The organism is Akkermansia sp. N21169, assembly GCF_029854675.1.
Classification (GTDB): domain Bacteria; phylum Verrucomicrobiota; class Verrucomicrobiia; order Verrucomicrobiales; family Akkermansiaceae; genus Akkermansia.
In genome coordinates this window covers 7,855-28,025 of record NZ_JARWNC010000033.1, presented here as the reverse complement: position 1 = coordinate 28,025, position 20,171 = coordinate 7,855, and the positions used below count along the sequence as shown (strand labels likewise).

Below are 20,171 nucleotides of genomic sequence, written 5' to 3'. Positions count from 1 at the left end.
TTTTTCCCATGGGACAAATCATCGGTAACGCCCTTTCCTCCGGCAACTACAGGACCATGGCTTCCGTGGCCCGCTCCCAGGGCCGCGCCCAGCAAGCCGCTTACAATCTCAAGGCCAACAACCTGGAAGAAGAAGCCCGGGCTGACTCCCGCCTGGTCGCCCTCAACATGTCCCGCATGAGGGAAAACCAGGCTTCCAACCAGGCATCGGCCCGTGCCCGGCAAGCCTCCTCCGGCTTCGCGGCGGAAGGTTCCTCCATGCAGAACGAACTCGCCCTGGCGGATGTTTTTGAAAAATCCATTGCGGACATGGCCCTCTCCAACGCCCTCTCCGATTCCGGTAAACGCACCGCAGCCATGGCCTCCCGCCAGCAGGGACGCCTCTCCATGATGCAGGCGGACGCCCAGGCCGGGCAATACAACCGCCTGGCGAAATCCGCGCGGAACGCCGCATGGATTCAGGGGGCTTCCACCCTCCTTTCCGCCGCCGCCGGAGGCATCGCGGCCACTCCGGAGGAAACGGCAGCCCCCACCGCCACGGCGGGAACAAGCGGGAAGGCGACGGCTGGAGGCGGAGCTTCGTCAGGGGCGGCCACGGCTGGCACCACGCTCCCCTCCTGGCTCATAGGCGCCCTCTCCTCGGGCCAGTCCGCCTATGACCTTTCCGGGAACTTCCTCCAATGGTCTCCGGGCACCATCTCCTCCAGCAGGGCATCTTCCACCAACGCGGGCAGCGCCCTGAACGATCTTCTCGTGGCCCTCCTCGGCCAGTCCGCCTCTCCTTCCAGCACCACACCTCCCCGCCGCCAATGACCGACAACCGCACCACCCTGGCCTACGAGTACCTGGAGCAAATCGCCCCCGGTTCCTACGCCTCCCTCATCCGCTACACCCTGGAACACGACGGGATCATCCACGCCGCTCCGGACTGCTTCTGCCTGGCCGTTCCGGATGAGGAATCCCCCCGTACCGTCCACATCATCTTCCAGTGTTCCCGCCTCTCCGCCCTCTGGCGCCTGGCCCGCATGTACCGCCCTCAGTTCACCCACGTCCGCTTCCGCCGAGACTTCAAAAATAACTACGGGGAACACTGCTTTCCCATCGACCGCTTCCTTGCCAAATCCTCCCTCGCCCGGAGGCTTTCCTGACAGCCCCTTTCACTTTTCCCCCTCTCCCTCGCATGGACTCTCCCCTCTACCAGGGCGCGCGCGCCAACCTTTCCCAGCCCCAGCCCGTTCCCGTGCCCACCCTTGCCGGGGAGGCTTCCCGGCAGGCCATTCAGCGCGGAGCACAAGCTCTGGATGCAGCCATCGGCAAATTCGAGGCCATCCAGGACTTCGGGGAAGACCAGCGCATTGAGGGACTGATCCATCAGACAACCTCTGACTTCGATGAAGAATTCACCCGCCGCGCCTCCCTGGCGCCGGGAACGGAAGAAGCCCTGTACGATGAAAACGGCCGCCTCCACCGCGGCCACCTGGACTCCCTGGTAAAAGACTACTCCAACCAGCTCGCAGACATCCGTCCCGGCTACATCAGCCCGGACTCCCGCCTCCGGACGGAAGCCCTCCTGCAACACACCCGCCAGCAGCTCGGCATCCGCGCCTTCGGCAAGGCGGCGGAACATGAAATCCAGACCTCCCGCCAGGCCTACCAGAACAACCTCCAGACCGCCCTGGACCGCAAGGACTACGCCTCGGCCCGCGACATCACACGCCGCGCCCGCCAGAACCAGGTCATCTCCCAGAACCAGTACGAATATGAGGATTGGAAATACAACCAGCTTGACCGCATCGAGCAGTTCAAGTCCAACCTCCAGGAAAACCCTCTCGCCACCGCCGCCCAGTACGAGGACGGCCTCTACGACGACATCGCCCCGGACACCCGCCGCAAGCTGGAACGGGAACTGCAAACCGCCCTGCGCCAGCAAGTGCGCCAAATCCCCTTCACCGAAGAGGAAAGGAAACTTCTGGAAAAAGGCGTCTCCGTCCGTCCCAAATTCGACCGCCAGCCCGGAGACACCGAGCAAATGGTCGCCTGGCGCCAGGCAAAAAACCTCGGGATGCTCCACAAGTACAAGCCGGAAATCGACGCCGCCTGGCAGGAGGATGTCTACAACGCCCCCGTCCTTAAAACCGCCGCGCAGTATAACGCATGGAAGAACAACCTCATCCATACATGGTGCGATGAAAAGACGGGCTTTGACGTCAATCCGGAGCTCCTGTCCCTGGCCGCGGAAGAGAGGATTGCCAGCATGCTCTCCCTTTCCTCCGCTCAGGACAACCTCAACGCCTCCGAATTCTTTCAGGCTGTCGATCCCAAAGACATCGCCCCCGTCTACTACCAGCGTTGGCGAGACAAGGCTGAGACCTGGTACTGGACGGACAAGGGACGCCAGGAAAAAGAAGGCTCCGCCGCCCAGGAATACCTTGCCAGGGCCGGACAAATCCGCCATGACGCCTACATGGCCTACCTTTTCTGGCGCCAGAGCCACCCGAAGAGTACCTACTATGAGCAATATCGCCAGGCATGCGCCCTGATCGCTTCCAGCGCCTCCCGCCTGGACGATGAAAACGCCGTCTCCCGGGACGATCTCATGTTCAAGTACATGGAACACACCTACGGGGACGGAACGCGGGAAAAAGCCAACAAGGCGCTCCAACTCCAGGCGGAACGCAACAAAACCCACCGCGAAAACCTCGCTCAGTCCATCTCTGCCGCCCAGCAGGCAAAAACAGAGACAGTCTCTCCCACTCTCCCCGCCGTCATGGCAACGGACATCCGCCCCATCCCGGAAGAGCAGCCGGGAGCCTACCTCTCCAGGGCGGACTATGAAAAAGTCATCGAATACTACGGAGACAAGCCGGAACTCATCGGCGTCCTTCCCGGCACCGGCTCCCGTCGCGCCTGCTGCCGCGTACCTGTCCTGGGCTGGCACGATGGGGAAGGGGTTCTTCTCACGCGCGGCGCGCGCCACGGCCAGCTTGGCGTCGTAGGGCGCGTTGACGGGCTTGAGGTGCGCTTCCGCCGCCCTGAAGAGAGCAAGATACTTACCGCCCAAGAACGCGGAAAGTACGTGGAAGGAAAGAAGAGGAAAAAAGAAGCTCCCTCCCTGCCGCCGCCGTTCAACGCTTCCTCCCCTTCACCGGACGACGGCCTCCTCCCCCTGGAAGGGGAAGAAGAGCCGGAAACCGCCACTCCCGCTAGTGAAGCGGGTCTTCTGCCTCCTCTCTAATGTTCGCCACCTTTCATTCATGTCCCTGAACCTCACAGAAGCCTGGAAAGACGTTCCACCACCCTCTCCCTCCGGAACACAAGACTCCGCGGAGGCCGCCTCCGGGCCGCCCCCTGCACCGGACTCCCGTGCCTCGTTCCTCCTCTCTCCCGGAGCGGAAGCCAAGCAAACGGCCCCCCTCCTCGGAGCCTTCGGGAACGTCCAGGACGCGACGGACGCAAAAGACCGGGAAAACTCCCTCCTCTCCGCGTTTCCCCGTCAGGCGGCCACGCCTCTTTCCCCCGCGCATCCCCGTTCCCTGTTCGATTCCCCCCTGACGCGTCCTCTCCTCCCCGCGTCCGCTCCGTCCGTTTCGGCCTACAAGCCCGACCCGCAGCGGATTGAAGAACTCCACGCCCTCATCCTCCACAACAAACAGGACCCGGAGCTTGCCGCCCTGCTGGAGCGCAATCCCGCGTTCCGCGCCCAGGCCGCTCTGGATGACGGCTCCATGCCCGCACGCGCCCTGCTCGGCCAGCAGATCCTCCGGGAAATAGCGGGGGAGAAATATGCCGGGGAACCCGGGTTCTACTTCCTGGCCCTAAAGGAAAAACTTCCGGAGGCCGCCACCCGGCAGGAGGCCTATGCCGCCGTGTACGACCACTATTCCAAGGTGGTGGACAACCAGTATGAGGAGAACAGGAAGAGGCGCGCCGCCTACCAGAACAACAGGGCGCAAGTTGAGGAAGCCGTGGCGCATGTGATGAGTGGACTCTGGTCTCCTTCCGACCTGACCGCCCGCCTGACGCCGGAACAGCTCGGCGTCTACCAAAAGGAATTTGACACTACCGCTATCGAAAAAGCCCACGCCGCCTTCTCCTTCTTGAAACAGGCCTTCTCAGACACTCCGGACGCGGGCCTGCGCCGCATGGTCTCGGAACGCACCGCCATGAAGATCACCTCCGCCCTCTCGGATGACGACGGTTCCGGGAAGCTCATGATCAACGAGACGGCCTTCCAGCTTTTTGAGGGTTCCCTTAAAAACCTCATGGGACAAGTCAAGGAAGAAACGGGAGACAAGTTCCAATTCCTCCACAATCTCAAGATTGCGCTATTCAATCCCGCGATCAAGAGGGACGCCACCCTGGGAACCGCCCTCCAGCTCTCCGGCCAGCAGGACCTCCTCGTCCCTTTTGCCAGGGAACACAATAAGCAGGTGTTCGGCCTCATGGCCCAAACCGTCCGGGACTACGAAACCTACGTCAAAAACGACAAAGAAAACGCCCGCGTGCTGGGCCTCCTCTCCACCGGGCAGGACCTGGGCAACCAGGCCAGCGACCGGGCCTCTTTCGCCGCCCGCACGGTCAACTGCCTGGGCAGCGTCACCGGGCAGACTCTCCCCTTCTTTATTCCGTATGCGGGCTGGGGAGTCGCCTTGGCCGAGGCTTTTGATGACAAGCGCAACCGCGCCTACTACGCAGGGCTGGCCCCCGGCACGGCAGAATGGTCCGCCTTCATAGACGCCGCCGCCTCCACCGCCGTGGAAAAAATCTCCTACGGGGGAATAGGGCGCCTCTCCGGCGCGGGCTGGCTCATGGGCAAGCTCCCCTTCATGAACAAAACCCGGCAGGCCCTCACGGATTCGCTCTGGAAGCACGTCCTTTTTGAGACCGGGGCCGGGATCGCGGAGGAAACCGTCGCGGAGCCCACCGCCGAGGCCATTATCCAGTGGGTTGTCCGCAACAACCTGGCCCCCCTCGTCAATCTCAATGTCGGCGGGAACTACGACTGGAACAACTACTGGCAGGAACTCCAGGGCATGCTCTCGCCCGACCAGTTTGCCGCAACCGCCCTCTTCGTCGGCGGCCTGGCCGGAATGCAGGCCCCCTCCCTCCACCGCTCCCTCATCACCTACTCCAAAAACGAGGAAATGCTCATGACCCAGGGCATCCCGAAGGAGGAAGCCCGGCGCATCGCCGCCATCGAAAACGACAAGGAGCGCATCGCCGCCGCCCGGCAGGCGCGGGGCAAAGCCTGGGAAAACCATGACCAGGCTCTCAAAAATGCCAAGGCGGGCATGGCCGCCTTCCGCCATCTGGGCGAAGTCCAGGCCACCATCGAATCCGAGGCCTATAAATACTTCCAGCAATCCATGCACCTCCCCCTCGTGGAAGAAAAGCTGGACAAGCCCGGCACCTATGCCGTTACCGTTTACGACCGCGATTCCGGTAAGAAAAAATTCACCCAGGACATGACGGGCGACCAGCTCGTCGCACTCTTCGGCCAGTACTTCAGCCGGGCGGAACAGATGGAAGTCCGGCGCACCCAATCCGAATTCGCCGCCAACGCCTTTCTTCGGGCGGCGGAAGCCACCGGTGAGATCCAGGCCCAGGACATGCTCCAGTGGGGACAGGATAACAACAAAGACGGGCGGAAGCCGGAAGCAGAAAACGCCTCCACTCCCCGGCAGCCACAAACGGAAGCCCCCGTCCAGGACACTCCCTCACCCACACAGCAGGAAAAACCGGCCCCCTCCTCCTCGGACACGCAGGAGACTGCCGCCGCAGACTCCGCCCCGGCGCAAAAAACGGAAACAGAAACGGCAGCCTCCCTGACCACACTTGGCGGATTTGTACGCGCCATCGGGGCCATGTCCCAAACGGCGTTTACCCACCTCACCCGCATCGCAACCCAGGAATACAGGCGCCGCACGGACTCGGGCATGTCGGCGCAGGAGGCCGCCGCCACCCCGTTTGCGGCCCTGTCCCCCTACGTCCCGCTCAGTTCCATCATGGCCCTCGACCAGGAATTCGGACAGCGGCTCCGCATTGGGGCCAAAACCACGGGAGAGGAAAATTTTAAATATACGCGCCTCTTCAAAATGCGTACCGCTCCCGGCACCACCCCGGCGGACACCCTGTTTCTTCTGGCTCGCGGCAACATCGGCAGCCGTGAGCTGCTGGAAGACCTCTTTGAGTGGAAGCTCGGCAAGATCACGCTCAAAGACCCGGTCCGCCTTCAGGCCATCGCCTCCCTGCTGCACGACACCCAGGCCTCCATGCGGCAGCTCGGCTTCAAGGGGCAGTTCGTGGAGCCGAAGGGGGAACTCTCGGACATGCAGATCGTCGAGGCCATGTCCAAGCTCGCCCTCTCGGACATGCTTTCCAATGCGGACTCCCTGCCGCTGCCACAGTGGCAGAAAGACCTCCTCCAGTACCACGTCAACACCCTGGGGGACGCCGCCTACCTTCTGCACATCGGCCAGGCCTACAACGCCGGGCGCAAGGCCGGGACCATCACGCAGGACATGGCCGACATCCTGCGCGACCTCGGTCATGAGGTCCATACCGTCTTTGACTCGGCCAAAATCGAACAGGCGGACATCCAGGCCATCATGGACGCCCGCGCCATTATTGATGGACGCGCCCCGTCCGGCACGCCCACCGCCTCACAAATCCGGGAACGGCAGCAAAAAGACGCAGAGGAGGAAAAAGCGCACATCACCACCGGGGACAAAGGCAAGGAGCGTTCCGTGCCCAAGGAGGCCTACCGTCATCCCGAAACAATCTCCCTGCCGGAGGCCCCCTCCTTCATGCAGGGCGTCTTCGCCAACGGCGCCGCATGGAATCCCGACGCCGGAACCTGGCTTGGCATGGTCCCCGTGGACAAGCTGCACCTCTCCGCGGAAGTCCCACAGGTCAAAGTCAACTCCGGCAAAAAAGGCGTGGTCAATCCCCTGGTCGGAGACTACCGCGCGGACGCTCCCCCCATCTACGTCTGGAAGCGGAAAAACGGCAGGCTGGAAGTCGTCTCCGGGCGCCACCGCCTCGACCTCGCCCAGCGCACCGGCACAAAAAACATCCCCGCCTACGTGTACGAAGAAGACGCCGCCCATGACGCCAAGTGGGCGCGCCTCTTGGACTACGAGCAAAACATGCAGGATGATCAAGCCGATGAGCTGACGGCGGCCATTTACGTTCGCGAGACCAACCTCACGGACGCCGAACTCACCCGCCGCGGCCTTACCCGCTCCGGCACCAAATCCCGCCGCGGACTCCTCATCGGGCGGGAAGCCCGGGAAGACCTCTGGACGCGCTTCAAGTCCGGCGCCATCCGGGCGCAGGACGCGGAAGCCATCTGCCTGCTGACGCAGCACATCCAGGACAAGGCTCGCATCGACGCCATGCAGACGGCGGCGGCCAACGACCTCGCCAGGGGGAAATCCCTGGAATTCGTCGCTGCAAAAATCCAGCTCATGGCCCATGCCTCGGCGGACGGCCAGATGGTTCAGGGCCTCATCTCCTTCGGGGAATCCTTTGAGGCGGACATGGAAAAGGCGGCGGAATACGTCTCCCTCTGCATCACGACCATCAACGAACACATCAACGCCATCAAAGGCGTGCGCACCATCTCCAAAAAAGGCAGTGTCCTCGCCACGGAAGGCATCACCGCAGGCCTCTCCGCCGACCCTGCCGAACGTCTGAAAGAGCTGGAACTCCTCAAGGCCATGTATGAAAAAATCGGCCTGTACGAAAACCTCCGCGTCCGCGCCCTCACCTGGGACGGCCACACCCCGCCTGACCCCATAGGGGACCACCGCCTGGACATGCAGGCGGAGCGCGCCCGCGCGGAAGAGGAAGCCGCCGCCCTGGAGAATGAGGAAAACCGCAAAGCCTCGGAAGCCCTCACCCCCGAACTCACCTTCTCTCTAACCCCCTCCCGTGACCTGGAAACAACCTTCCCCGCCCTCTGGGGCCAGGCGGCCAGGGAACTCAACGCCAGGGGGCAAGTCAGCTTTTCCCTGAACGGTTCCCATGTCGCCATCCACACCCTGTCGGAAGAAAAAATGCGCCATGTCCTGGAACTCGGCGGCATGCCCAACCCCGCCATCCAGATTGCGGACCTCGACTCCGGCCCCACCTATTATGCGGAAATAGCCTGCATCCTGCACCCGGACCGCATCGACCCTGCCAAAACCCCCGGCGCACGCATCTGGCGCGGCGACGCCTGGACGCGCCAGATGCCGGAAAAAATCTCCGAAGACGGCGACCCATGGGAAGGGTACGAACACGGTCCGGAAGAAATCCCCTGGTTCTATGACGAACACGGAGACCTTCGGGAATGGAACCGGGAAAACCTGGACGCCTACATGAAAGCCAAGCACCTGGGGTCCTTCCTGCCTCATAACATGACCCCGGACGAAGTACTCGACAACTACGGCACGGACGGCGCAGCCCTTCCCATCATCATGGCCTCCCAGGCCTACGCCGCCGAATTCCCCAGCCTGAAGGAAGCCCTGCGCACGGACAACCTCTCCTTCCAGCTTGACCGCCATGAAGCGGAAACCGCCACCCGGCAACTGGAAGACCAGTTCAAAACCCTGCTCGGCTCCTGCTACTTCGAGCCCCGCTCCCTCCAACATTTTCTGATAGGATATTGGTGGCAGGATATTTCTCATGAAAACGTCCGGAATGCCCTGATCGGCGAAGGCCTCCTCGATGACCCGGAAACGGTTTACGACGAGGAGGAAAAACCGGAAGAATACAATGACCTGCAATCCTCCAACGACTACATCGCCGAAGAAGTCCGGGCCTTTCTCGACGCCTGCCGAACCTCCGCCAAAATCTACTACGAGGCCGCCCCCGGAGGCTGGCTCTTTCCCTCGGACTTCTCCGGCTTCATCCTTCCTTCCAGTTTGGGACCATCCCTCCGCTCGGAGCTGGAAAAATATAACGTTCCCATCCACACCTATGACCTGACGGAGCAAGAAGCCCTCACCCTGGGCAACCCGTGGACACTTGCCAAAGCCTCCTGGCTCCGGGAAGAGGTGGACGAGCTCCGCAACGAAGCCATCCGCAGCTTCCTGGAGGTCCATGACATCTCCTTCTCCCTCTCCGGTGCGGAAGAACGGGACGATCCCTCAGCCTTCCTGCCGCACTCCTCTCCCTCGCCGGACTTTCCCCTCGCCCTGAGCCCCGTGCGTCTCTCCTCCTCCTTCCACGCCGTTGAACAGGCTTCCCCCGTCACGCTCGCCATTCCGGCTTCCGCACGGGAAGACAAAACCCAGGGCTTCTCCAAGCTTGCCCGCCAGGCCTTCACGGCCCTGCGGGAGAAAACGCGCCAGCGCACCCTTTTTGCCAATGGCAGGGAAAAAACCTCGGAACAGCTCAAGCCCCCTCTCCTCATGCCGGATGGCCGCCGCATCTACCTGAGCAACCGGGGCTGGAAGCACATCATGGCAACCTCTCCCGAGACCCGTACCCTGGCGGCCATCGGCGCTCTGGAACCGCTCCTGGCCTCGGCCCGCTACATGTACTCCGTCCCGGAGTTCGACAACGCCTCGCCGGATCAGACAAAATCCTGGCACTACTACCTCGCCAAAATCAGGGACAGCCTCCATGGCCCCGGCTACGTCCTCTTCACATTCCGGGAAGATACGCGCGGCTGCTACCTGGAAGGAGTGGAAACGGCGGCAGAGGCGGCTCTCGACAAAACAGGGAGCGCATCCTCCCAGGTGGACTTCGGTGCAACCCGTCGGGCAACTGGGCGATCGCTCCCTGTCCGTACGCTACTCTCCCTCAAGCAATTTGTCAACTTCATTGACAAGGGCGGCGCGGAAGCCTTCCGCGCTCCCAACGGCCAGCCCTCCCGCCTCGCGCCGGACCAGTGGCATCTTGTCCGCACGGCGCCTTTCATGCGCTACTTCGGAGACTGGCTTCGTGATCCGTCCGCTTCCTCCGTCGTGCTGGATGACAACGGGGAGCCACGCGTCTGCTACCGGGGCCTCAAGCAGTCGTACAACCCCGGCGTGCGCCGAAACTACACCTGGATTTCTTCCAGCCGGGAACTGAGCGAGCAGTACGCCGCGGGCGGCACCGTGCTGGACCTCTTCGTTGCCACCCGCCGTCCGTTCCATTTTCCCGACAGCCTCACCCGCCAGAGTCCGGAACATTTCCGGGAAAACATCCGGCGGCAACTGGAGCAGGACAGGGCACTTGGCTTTTTTGCGGAGGAACAACTTCAGGAAGCTACCCGGAATCTGGAAACCCTCCTCCAAGGTACGGAAGAAACCGAGGCTTTTAAGATTTGGGAGCGTCACCGGGAACTCAAGGACATTCTCTCCAGCCTCGGGTACGACTCCGTGATGACGGAGGAGAGCGGCGTCATGACCTACGGCCTCTTCCGCCCGGGACAAGCCAAGTCCGCCGTCGGCAACTGCGGCTCCTATGACATCACGCTGTCGGACATCACCTTCGCCCTCACTCCGCGGGAACAGCGCACCGCCGCCCAGGCCCTGGTGGAAGACACCTTCCTGCGAGCCCCGGACGGCACGCCCACCGCCTTGACGGAACGCCAGTGGCTGCAAGTCAACTCCGCCGCCTTCAAAAAATGGTTCGGCCAATCCAAGGTTGTCAACGCCCACGGAGAACCAGTCATCGTCTACCACGGCACAGCCCGCAAGGATAGGGTGGGCACCGTCTTTCGCCCGGAGCGCGCCACCTCCGGCCCCATGGCCTTCTTTACGGATTCTCCGGAAATCGCCTCCAACTATTCAAGGAACAAGACCGATACCAGCATTGACTATGAGGAGGAGGACTACCATGACTACCACCGGCAGTTCCGCGTCACCCTTCCTTCCGGGAGAGACATCCCCCTGGAACGGTACTGGAACTACCTCTCCCCGGAGGAGCGCCAGCGCATCGCCCGCACCGCGGGCCACATCCGTACCGACTGGGAGGGGGACGACTCCATCATCCTGGACCCGTCCACCGACGAGGCCAACGGCGGCTTCCGTTTCCATCTTCAGGAGGCCCGCGGCAATGCGTTGCGCGCTCTCGTCTACCACTGGCTGGATAGTGCCACCCTCTTCGGACAGGAAGCCCGCTTCCTGGACGTACTGGCAAAACTGGATCTTCCCATCGCTCCCTGGTACCGGGACCCGGACTACACGGAACCGGGCGTCTACGCCTGTTACCTGCACATGGAACACCCCTTCCGTACGAACGGCATCACAGGAAAAATCCTCACCTCGCTTAAAGCCGCCTCCCGGAAAGCCGGGAACCCTGCGCAAAAGGGAGGCCTCCTCTCCTGGAGCAAGAACGACCTCGCCCCGGAGACATGGATCGACATCCTGGAAGAAGACGTCAAAAACGGCACGACCTACGCCTGGACCACCATCCCGGACTGGGTAACCGCCTGCCTCAAGCGCCTCGGCTATGACGGAATCATCGACCAGGGCGGCAAATTCCACTCGGACATCCACACCGTCTACATCCCCTTCAGTCCCTACCAGCTTAAATCCGCCACGGACAATAACGGCTCCTTCGACTCCGGCAACCCGGACATCACCTTCGCCCTTTCTCCGGAGGAACGATTGATCACGGAACAAGCAAAAGCGGACGGTACTTGGCTCCAGGCCCCCAACGGACAACCCTCCCTCTTGGAACCCAAACTCTGGGCCACCGTCCGCACCCGCGCCTTCCGGGACTGGTTCGGAGACTGGCTCCACGCCCCGGAGCAATCCTCCCGCGTCGTGGATGTCAATGGAGAGCCCCTTCCTGTCTACCACGGTTCCCACCGGGCGGGATTCACCATTTTTGACACGGCCCTGGGTGAAAATCCAAGCCAGTTTGGCACGCCTGACGACTGCTACTTCTTTTCAGACAGCCGCCAGGTAGCCATCACCTACTGCAAGCTGGAAGATCCCGCCTCCGCACGGGAAGCGGAGCTGCCCGCCCTCTCCGCGCTTGCCGGGCAGCGTGCTCTTTTCCCTGCCGTTTACACTTGTTTTATCAACATCCGCCTCCCCCTTGAAGCCGATTTCCAGGGGAACTACTGGGACGGCAGGAACGCGGAGGATACATCCGGGGAGGGAGACGTACCGACGACCAACACCATCGCTCTGGAAGCCCGGGAACAAGGGTACGATGCGGCCATCATCCGTAATGTCATCGACATGGGAGACGACGCTCCTTACCACCTTCCCTCTACAGTTTACAGCGTCTTTGATCCGTCCCAAATCAAGTCCGCCTACGCGAACCGCGGCTCCTTCGACTCCGGCAACCCGGACATCACCTTCTCCCTGTGGGACGATGCGGAAGATTCCTATACCGTCATGGAGCGTTCCGCCTCCCCCCTGACGGCGCGGAGGAGCAATCCATTCTCGCCCGCGCCAGGGACGCGGGGAACGACCTCCTGGCCCCCAACGGCCAGCCCACCCGTCTGACGGAGAAGCAATGGGCGCAGGCCAGGACCAAAGCCTTCCTCGCCTGGTTCGGGGACTGGCTCCACGATCCGGCCAACGCCTCCAAAACCCTGGATGAAAACGGGGAACCCATCGTCCTGTACCATGGCGGTTCCTTCGACATCCGCCGCTCCCCCTCCGTCTTTGACGGCGTTCCCCATGTAGACGGCATCTTCTTTTCCGATTCCACCGAGCTGGCGAAAAGCTATCAAGCTTACCAGGGAGGCGGCATCACCACCGCCTGGCTCAACCTCAAAAATCCCTTCCTCGCCCAGGATGAGGCCAGCGCCCGCCTCCCATGGGTAGACAGGTACATTGACTACTGGCAGGAAGAGGAAGGCTGGACGGACCGCTACTCCGGAGAATCCATGGACAGGGAATCCGTCCGCGACATGATCCGGGAAGGCAGCCTCTACGAATACGACATGGGGCAACGCTGGAGCGACTTCCTCGGCTGGGTCCGTGAGCACCATGACGGCTACCTCGGCCATGACCCCACGGACATGGGGGCCCTCATTGCCGTCGCTTTCAAGTCAACCCAGGTCAAATCCTCGGAGTACAACTCCGGCGCGTTCAGCGCGTCCGAGCCGGACATCACCTTCTCCCTGTCCAACCTCGCCGCCATCCACAGCCTGGATGAAGAAAAATTTCTGGCGGTGGACAAACTGGGCGGCCTGCCGCTGCCTTCCATCGCCGTCACCCGTCTGGACCGGCCCTACACCTGGGGCGGGGAAGGGAACATCTACCTCGTCGGCTCCCCAGCCCTGGCGGACCCGGCCCGCGGCGTGGAAATCCATGACCGCGACGCGTGGAGCGGGTACTTCCCGAAACTCCGCTGGAGCAGGCAGGAGGAAAAGGAACGGGAGGACTTCTACAATCGGGCGCAGGAAGCCGCCCTCCGCTACTACGGAGGCACGGACATTTCCACCCTCCGCTTCCTGAAAAACGCCCTGGACGGAGACCACCGCGGCGAGCTGGAAAACAAGCTGCGCCATAACGACTTCTCGCTGGCCGTTTTCGCCGCAGAGCGCGGCTACTCCCCGCGGCCCGTCACGGCAAAAATTCCTGGCCGCCTCAACACCGGAGACAAGATCTTCTATGCGGAAATCCGCAAAATGCTCCCGTGGAAAGATGCCAACACCCTCTCTCCCGACCGCCAGGATGACTTCTGTAAGGCTATGGAAAGGGCTATCGAGCGCTACCGCAGCCAATTCTCCCAGGATTCCCGGGACGCTCAATTGACCGTCCCGCAGACCCTGACCCGAAAAAGCAACCTGCGGGCGATGGAAAAGGAACTGAGGGAAGCCCGGGGAGACGGTTTCCAGTCCATTTCCTACCTGGCCCTCCAGGATGCCCGCCAAGCCGGGAAGAAGGCCCTGGACAGCCACGCCAACTACAAACGCTTTGAAAAGTACGCGGCCCAGCACAAGAAAGCCTTCAACGCCTGGGTAGAGGACAAGCTGGCTCGCTGGCTCAATCCCGTTCCCCGCATCAGGGAGACGGGGCTTCCGGCCACGCTCGAAAACATCACCCGGCACATGCTGGAGAGCAAGGGCATGGGCGCGGAACGCGGCCTCGTCTTTTCCACGGGACTTCTCCGTGCCAGGCAAGCCAGGCGTTTCAACAGCCTGGAAGAAATCAAGGCCAGCCGGAACAATCTTGTCACCACAGAAGAGGAAAAGGCCTCCCAGCAGAAAGCCCAGGACCTGATCCATCAATTCCAAATGGCCCTCAGCCGGATTGACGGGAGTTTTTCCGCCTTCGACAATGCCGTCAAAGCCCTCTCCCTGGTCAGGGGCGCCCCCACGCCCCAAAAAGTTCTTGCCGCTCTTTGCCGCCTCTACCGGGGGACATCCTTCCAGGGCAGCATCGCCAGAGACAGTCACCTCCCCGGACTGGGTTCGGCAGCCCTCTCCGCCCTTCACGAAGAACTGCGGGACTACTATGAAGCCGTCCCCCGGCGCTCCGTCCAGCTCCGGGAATTCTCCCACGCCGTCCTTCCCGCCGCCCTGCGGAAGAACAAGCAGGTCAGGGACGTTCTCAAGCGTCACCAAATCCGTCCTCTTTACCATGACGGAACCAGGGAAGGGCGTTTTCAGGCTCTTGCGTCCCTCATCGGCTCTTCCGCGTCCTTCTCCCTCGCTCCGGGGCCTTCCTGGCTCCGTTTGCCGGATTCGGACTACATGGCTTCCCTGTCGGAGGAGGAGCGGGCCATCACGGAAACGGCCCTCGCCTCCGGTACCTGGCTCAAGGCTCCCAATGGAGAACCCTCCCGCCTCACGCCCCGCCAGTGGGCGCAGGTGCGCACGGCGGCCTTCCATGACTGGTTCGGGGACTGGCAGCACGACCCCGCCCATGCCTCCCGCGTCGTGGATGAGAACGGGGAGCCACGCGTCGTTTACCACGGCACGCATCGCGCAAGCTTTACTGTTTTTGACAGCCGGAAGGGGAATCCATCCTCCGGAATCCCGGCAGGAAGTTCCTTCTTTACCGCAGATCCGGAAGTCGCCGCCTCGTACTACGGAACCCGGGAAAAGGCGGACCTTCGTTCCCCCCTTGCAAACACGGGAGCGCCAGGCATCTACTCCTGTTTCCTTAATTTTCGCTCCCCGCTGGAAGAAGATTTCGGGGGATTATGGTGGTATGAAAAAGGAGAACCCTGGTTTGATTTGTACGATAAGCAGTCCGGCAGTTACATCTCCCCGCCGGACGGCGGGGAATACTGGACATCGGAGCAGGCGGCCATCGACTACATATCCTCCCACGGCCTCACCGACTACATGCTCATCAGGATATTCAGCAGCCGCACGATCCACACCGTTGTTGAAGAGGCGAAGCTCCTGCACAGGGATGGCGCTGTCATCCATAACGTCATCGACCCTGGAGACGACACCGGCAACAAGGTAACGGACACTTATGTCGCCCTCCATCCCTCCCAGATCAAATCCGCCACGGACAACATCGGCACGTTCGACCCCTCCTCCCCGGACATCACCTTCTCCGTCATCGGCCCCCATGCCGCCACTTGGGAACAGTACAAAAAAAACACCTTCCGGGGCCGTGACGACGGCATGTACCGGGCGGAGATAGACGCCTTCCAGGCTACCCTGAAAGACCGTGCCGCCCCGTACCTGCCCACCCTGCGCCGGGAGCTCTCCGCCCTGCGCCAGACCCTTTCTGCGGAAACGAAAAAGCGGATTGCCCGCTACCTCTCCCTCCACCGTCAATTCTACAGAAATAAACGGACGCTTCGTCCGGAAAACAACATCTCCAAATGGCGGGAATACCTCACCCTGGACCACGACCGGGAAAGCTGGGGGCGCCTCCTGTCCACTGCCGTCCTGCGTACCGGCTTGTACAGTACCAGCCCCCTTGCCGCCTCCAGCCTGGCGGAACAGGTCTCCTCGCTGGAACTCCTTCTGCGGGAAGACGACGGGCTGCTCCAATCCCTCGCAACCCTGGCAGCGGCCAATACCGCCCTGCCTCTGGACGCGTGGCTGGACTATCCGGAGCTGTTTGCGGCCTACCCGGCACTGCGCTCCATGCCTGTCATCCTCCAACACCTCAGCGGCTACCTCGGCATGTACTCCCCGGCGGAACGGGCCATTTACATCCACCGTAACCTGGACGCTCCGCAGCAACTCCGCTCCATCCTCCTCCACGAGGTCCAGCACGCCATCCAGCATATCGAAGGCTTTGCCTGGGGCGGCACGAGAGAATCCGCCAAACTCTTCTATGAATCCATGAGGGAAGCGGCTTATGAAGCCTACGATCAGGCCAGCCGGTTCATGTCCTGGCTCAATGCAAGGGACGGAATGATCTCCACTCTGGAATACATGCTCTCCCTGGCGCGCAATCCGCGCCGCGTCCTGCGGACTTCCTACCGCTATTCCTATGACGGCATCTCCCACAGGCTGACGGGGGAGGAACGCATCCTGGACATGGCCCGCTACGCCCTCAAGGACCTCTCCGGCCTGCTGGAACAATTCTATGACAAAAGCTGGAGCACGGACTCGCAATTTGAGCTCCCATGGCCCGGCAACTATGCGCTCAATACCCCTGCCGGTATCAAGGAATGCCTGGCGGCGGCCAAGGCCACTCCCAGCCGCCGCCTCGCCTACCGCCGCACTCCCAAGCCGGACATGGCCGCCCTGCACCGGGACTTTCTCAAATACGAACGCCTTTCATCCCTTTCCCCCTATGAACTCTACCGCCGCCTCGCCGGTGAAATAGAGGCCTGCGCCGTGGAACGCCGCAGCGAACTCTCCGCCGGGGAACGTGCCGAATCGCCTTTCAATGACGCTTTGGAATACCCCGGGGACGCTCTGGTCTCCTTCTCTCTCACCTCCCTGGAGGAAATCGTTTCCGGCCTTGCCGCCCCGTCCATGCAGGCCACCCGCGCTTCCGAACTCGTAAAAGACTTCGGCAAGGCGGCGGAAAACTGGCGGCGGGTCATGTCCGGCAAGGAGGAAAAACCCTCCGCCCGCGTCGGGGCGGAACTCTTCGGCATGATCAACGCCCTTCTTTCCTCGGCACGCTACGTCCTGCCCCAAGGCTACCGTTCCAATGTGGACTTGCAGATGCAATGGGCTTCCGTCTACGCGGCCATGGCGGAATCCGGGGAAATCCCCCCCAAGTGCACCCTCCGTTCGGGGGACTCCTTCTATAAAAAATTTGAGACAAGCATGATCAATGCCACCACTTCCGCCGCCACGCCGGAGGAAGTCCGGCAGATCCTGGCCTCCATCGGCAGCCAGCGCCTGGATCACGTCATGTCCAAGGTTCTGGACCGCGTGCGCACCCAGCTCGTCTATTTCGCCAAGGACGAGCTGTACCAAAAGACGATGCGGCGGGTGGAAGCCGTCTACCCGAAAAAGGAACCCGGCAAAAAATCTCCACGGGGCCGTCTGGAGGCGGCAGCCTACCGCACCCTCGCCCGCTACCGTCAGATGCTGGACGCTCAATCCCAGGCCAAAGCGGAGGCCATGACCACGCTGGAAGCCTTGTACAACCAGGAGGAAGACGAAGAAAAGCGGCAGGAGCACGAAAGGGATATTCTCGCTTGGAAGACATACGGGGATTACGCCGGGATGAGCCTCCCCCAAGCCCGGGAAGCCATGGAAAAACTCCTCGAATTCATCCTCTCCGGACGCAACTCGTGGGAAAGAAAACTGACCCGGGAAGCGGGCCGCATCAAATACGCCGCCCGTCAAATCCAGAAGAATCTGCCTGCCGTGAATTCGGGTTCCAGCCGGGCCGGAGCAAAAATCAGCCACCGCACCAAACTGCGCAAGCTGCTCTCCACCCTCCCGTACAGCTTCATGAGCTACGCCCAGCTCATGCTGGCTCTGGAGCCCGTCCTCGGCCAGCGCTTCTCCCGTGCCCGCATCAAGGAAATCACGGAAGCCAACGCCTCCCTGCTCAACGCCTCCAACGACCGCTCCGCGTGGCTGTCCGACACCATCCGCCGCATTGCCGGAGTAAAGTCTGAAAGCGCGGCGGAACAATGGCTCGTCCAATTCAACACGCCACAAGCAACGGGCATTCCCATCGCCCCGGTCCTCACCGTGAAGGTCTCCCTCTCCATTGAGGACGCGCAGGAATGGCTCTCCCTCTCCAGTCAAGAGCGGGAGGCTCGCAGGCAGGCCATCCGGGAGGAAGACCGGCGCACGGAAACCCTCACGGAAAACGTCCCGGGGGAAGAAGACATCCCTCTCCTCCGCCAGGCCCTGGACGAATACGAGTCCCGCACCCCGGAGCAGCGGCAATACCAGCACAACGTCACCTCGAAGCGGGAAGTCCCCAACACGGAAGCCGCCAGCCAGCTCATCTGCTCGCGCGACTGCGCCCTCTACGCCATCCTGCTCCACGAGCAGCCGGACTACGCCGACGTGTACGACAGCGAGGGCAACCTCATCCGCAAGGGATTCCTGCGCCGGGAGGGACTGGACGACAAAGGTATCGGAGACCTCTATGATTACGTCGGCCCGGACGGCCTGGAATACGGGTACGCCCTCCGCCGGAAACTCAATGAAACCGGCCTCACCCTCGCCCAGGTCTATGAAGAGCGCATGGGCGTTCCCTTCACGCTCAAGCCCGACTACTTCCGCGCCACTTTCGACCGGAACTCCACCAGGGAGAAGGACGCCCTCACCGAGCCCAAAACGGGCTCCATCGGCGGGGGCAAGTACGGCCTCCTCATTGACCGCGTTGTGCATTCCGAGAACCTGGACTTCTCCAAATCCGGCACCCTTGTCTTCCTGGCCGCCGCCGCGGAACAGGATAACTACATCTACACCTCCCACATTACCACCGCCTGGCGCGCCCTGCTGAAAAACAAACCGCTGGAGCAAAAGCTCAAGCAGCACCTCGGCGAAGACATGATGGGCAAGCTCTCCTCCTGGATGGACCTCATTGACGGCGCCAACTTGGAAAACAACCGCGCCTTCCTGAACCTTTCCCGCATGCAGGGCATGCTTCAAAAAGCCTTTGCCATTTCCGTGCTGGCGGGCAACGGCTACGTCTTGCTCAAGCAGGCCACCGCCATCCTCCATGGTTTCTTCGCGGGCTGGGTGCCCTCCGCCATCCTCGAAAAAGCGGACGGAACCCGCAAACTCGCCCACAAGCACATCTCGTTTTCCTCCTTCCTCTTCCACCTCGCCGCCTCCAAGCTCGGCCTGGGGGACATCGCCATGAAGGAGGTTGCCGCCACGCCGTACTTCACCGCCCGCATGCGGGGGGAGGGAGCCATGCTCGCCCAGATCGGCAACCAGATGCCCGGCCAGCGTTACTCCCGGATGGAAAAACTTCCGGAGAAATCCATGGACCTGATCGAAGCCGTGGATGTCAAAGCCAATCTGCTTGCCATGCACGCCCTCGCCAACGCCTACTATGCCCGCTCAAGGAGCCTCAACCGGGAAAACGGCTCCCCCTTTACGGACGAAGAACTGCGCCAGGCCGCCCTGGAACAGGTCGGCATGTCATTGGAACTCGGCGCCCAGCCCCTGACCAAGACGCAAAAAAGCATGAGCCAGGCCGCGGGCGGAATTTTATCCAAGCTCGCCTTTGTGATGAAGTCCGAGCAACTGAACAAAATCGGCCTCATGGCGGCGGAGTGGAAAACCGGCTCCGCGCGCAACCGCGTCTGCGCCGCGCAGTCCTGGCTGGCCCTGGGCGTCACCTCGTCCCTGCTCGCCTGGTTCATCGCGTGGATCAAAGGCATGGAAGACGATGACGACGACAAGGAAAAGAAATGGAAAAAATACGCCGCCAGCGCCCTTCTGGGCGACCTCACCACCATCCCCCTGGCCGGGGAAGGCGTCAACTACCTGTCCAGCCTCTTCACTGGAGAGCCCGTATTCGCGGACTCCTACTCACGTACCCTCATCGACGTGCAGGGCGCCGCCCGCACCGTCAAAAAAGAATACGAGCACCTGGCGGACAAAAAGGAAATGGACTGGGACCAGCACTTCAACAACCTCACCTCCCTGGCCCGCGCGGCAGGCGTAGGCGGCGCCTTCTCCCGCTCCCCCTCCGCCGTCCTCTCCAGCTACGGCGCACTTTCCCTCTCCGCCGCCACCGGCGCCAACATCTCCCGCACCGCCAAAGACCTCCTCACCCGCCTCTTCGGCTCGCCGGAAGAAGACCTCAAGAAGAAGCGTAAACGTAAGAAAAAGACTTCTTCTGAAAAATAATTTCCTCCTTGAACGATATT

Annotated in this window: 5 protein-coding genes; all 5 read left to right on the top strand. The window is 62.0% G+C overall.

The window, feature by feature from the left end; genetic code table 11:
- The first annotated feature begins 8 nt into the window (after positions 1-8).
- Genes QET40_RS04030 through QET40_RS04010 form a run of 5 tightly spaced genes read left to right on the top strand, consistent with a single transcriptional unit; the run spans position 9 to position 20,151 of the window.
- Positions 9-812: a hypothetical protein gene (locus tag QET40_RS04030; RefSeq protein ID WP_280125894.1), complete on the top strand. Its 804-nt coding sequence runs from the start codon at positions 9-11 to the stop codon at positions 810-812.
- On the top strand, positions 809-1,147 hold the full coding sequence (locus QET40_RS04025) for a hypothetical protein (RefSeq protein ID WP_102727183.1): 339 nt from the start codon (positions 809-811) through the stop codon (positions 1,145-1,147). The genes QET40_RS04030 and QET40_RS04025 overlap by 4 nt, the downstream gene beginning before the upstream one ends.
- Positions 1,148-1,179: 32 nt before the next feature.
- Complete coding sequence (locus QET40_RS04020; protein WP_280125893.1) at positions 1,180-3,234, top strand: hypothetical protein; 2,055 nt, start codon at positions 1,180-1,182, stop codon at positions 3,232-3,234.
- A gap of 19 nt (positions 3,235-3,253) precedes the next feature.
- The gene (locus tag QET40_RS04015; protein WP_280125892.1) at positions 3,254-12,439 is read left to right on the top strand and encodes a hypothetical protein; all 9,186 of its coding nucleotides are present in this window, start codon (positions 3,254-3,256) and stop codon (positions 12,437-12,439) included.
- Positions 12,373-20,151, top strand: a complete 7,779-nt coding sequence (locus QET40_RS04010) for a hypothetical protein (RefSeq protein WP_280125981.1) — start codon at positions 12,373-12,375, stop codon at positions 20,149-20,151. Before QET40_RS04015 ends, QET40_RS04010 begins: the two co-directional genes overlap by 67 nt.
- Positions 20,152-20,171 lie beyond the last annotated feature (20 nt).

Excerpts from the sequence above, each read along its gene's own strand:
- QET40_RS04030 (WP_280125894.1), top strand. The coding sequence starts at position 9 with ATGGGACAAATCATCGGTAACGCCCTTTCCTCCGGCAACTACAGGACC.
- QET40_RS04025 (WP_102727183.1), top strand. The coding sequence starts at position 809 with ATGACCGACAACCGCACCACCCTGGCCTACGAGTACCTGGAGCAAATC.
- QET40_RS04020 (WP_280125893.1), top strand. The coding sequence starts at position 1,180 with ATGGACTCTCCCCTCTACCAGGGCGCGCGCGCCAACCTTTCCCAGCCC.
- QET40_RS04015 (WP_280125892.1), top strand. The coding sequence starts at position 3,254 with ATGTCCCTGAACCTCACAGAAGCCTGGAAAGACGTTCCACCACCCTCT.